We start from the raw sequence: 1,915 nt of genomic DNA, 5'->3' as shown, positions 1-1,915 counted from the left end.
GTACCTGAGCCGACTTCGCGTGTTACCCACGTTTGATTTTGCAGATCGGCCATTGTCACGTCCTGTTTGGCGGCAAGCGGGTGATCACTTGAAGCGGTGATAAACAACTCGTCCTGCATAAAGGCGTGGACAGAAAGCTCTTTTTCATTTGTCTGGCCTTCGATCAAGCCGATGTCCACTTTGTACAGGCGGACGGACTGCACGATTTCTTCCGTGTTTCCAATGACGGCCTTGAGTTCGAGCTCAGGATATTCTTTTTGAAGGTCGAACAAGAGCGATGGCAAAATGTATTCGCCGATTGTGAAGCTTGCGCCGATTTTCAGCTCGCCTTTGATCGAGTTGTGGTGATCGAGAATGTCCTGCCGCGTTTGTTCATATATGGTGATCATTTGTTTGGCGCGATCGTATAAAATTTCACCGGTCGGCGTGATTTTCAAATATTTCGGAGAGCGTTCAAATAATTTCGTCTGGAACTCTTTTTCAAGATTTTTAATGTGCATGCTCACGCTCGGCTGCGACATGAGAAGAAGCTCGGCCGTTTTTGTGAAATTTTTGACTTCTGCAAGGGTAACGAATGTCTTCAGCGCATCATAATGCACACGAATCTCTCCTTTATTAAAATTCTTAATAGCTGTGATAATTAATATATATTTTACTAATGTTGAGTATTCCAGTAAACTTTAAATTAGAATCTTTTTTAGGAATGTTTGGTTTGAAGCAGGCTGACGCCGAGCGGTAAAGGGGACGTGGTGAGTGAGCGCTTACAATATTTCTTTGCAGCAAAGCCGTGATCGACAGATGTTTTGCGTCAATAAAACCGATTTGATTTATAGGAATAGTGGATATATGATGAATGTAATCCTTTTCCGTTTCAAACAAGTCATAATTTTTTTATTCCTTAGTGAGGTGGATATCGTTGCAACTTCAGGTAATGAACAGTCCTTTTAACCAGGAGCAGGCAGAGCTCCTCAACCGCCTTCTGCCAACTTTGACGGCATCACAAAAAGCCTGGCTGAGCGGTTATCTGGCGGCTGTGCAAACCGCCGATGCCGCGGCGGCGCTTGAAACATTGCCGGCGGAAGCTCCGGCTGCAAGTCCGGCCCAGCCTGTTTCCAAAGAAGTGACCATTTTATTCGGGTCGCAGACAGGAAATGCACAGGGACTTGCTGAAAACGCGGCTAAGACGCTTACAGAACGGGGCTTTCAAGTCACCGTCTCTGCAATGAGCGATTTTAAGCCGAACCAATTGAAAAAATTAAAAAACCTTCTCATCGTCGTCAGCACGCACGGAGAAGGGGATCCGCCGGACAACGCGCTGTCATTCCATGAATTTCTCCATGGCAGACGGGCTCCGAAGCTCGATGATTTCCGTTATTCTGTGCTGGCTCTTGGCGACACGTCGTATGAATTTTTCTGCCAGACCGGAAAAGAGTTTGATCAGCGGCTTGGTGAGCTGGGGGGCACAAGGCTCCATCCGCGCGTCGATTGCGATCTCGATTATGATGAACCGGCTGCAGCATGGCTTGAGGGTGTCATCTCAAGTTTAAACGAAGGACAGGAACAGGGCGCAAGCTCAGCACCTGCTCAAACGGCAGCACCGCAAGCAGCAGGAGGAGAAACGGTATATTCGAGAAAAAATCCGTTCAGAGCGGAAGTGCTGGAAAATTTGAATTTAAACGGCCGCGGATCAAATAAAGAAACGCGCCACCTTGAATTATCGCTCGAAGGCTCAGGCCTGACTTATGAACCTGGCGATGCGCTCGGCATTTTTCCGGAAAATGACCCGGAACTCGTCGACATGCTGCTGGCCGAGCTGAAATGGGATCCGAATGCTACCGTCACGGTTGATCAAGGGGAAAACCTTTCCCTGAAAGAAGCGTTGACTACTTACTAGGAAATTCCGGTGCTGACAATA

At 47.6% G+C, this 1,915-nt stretch carries 1 protein-coding gene and 1 pseudogene; one reads left to right on the top strand and one right to left on the bottom strand.

Translation table 11 applies throughout. The features are described 5' to 3' along the window. The coding region (locus C1T29_RS19850; RefSeq protein WP_208945739.1) for a LysR family transcriptional regulator at positions 1-599 on the bottom strand (599 nt) is incomplete at its 3' end. Positions 600-916: 317 nt separating this feature from the next. On the opposite strand from C1T29_RS19850, the pseudogene C1T29_RS24920 reads away from it, so the two are divergent. Then, a pseudogene (locus C1T29_RS24920) lies at positions 917-1,915 on the top strand (flavodoxin domain-containing protein); the annotation flags it as partial.

This window comes from Bacillus sp. MBGLi79, from assembly GCF_002953915.1.
Note: the sequence above shows the minus strand (reverse complement) of the source record. Positions and strands in the feature narration are given on the sequence as shown.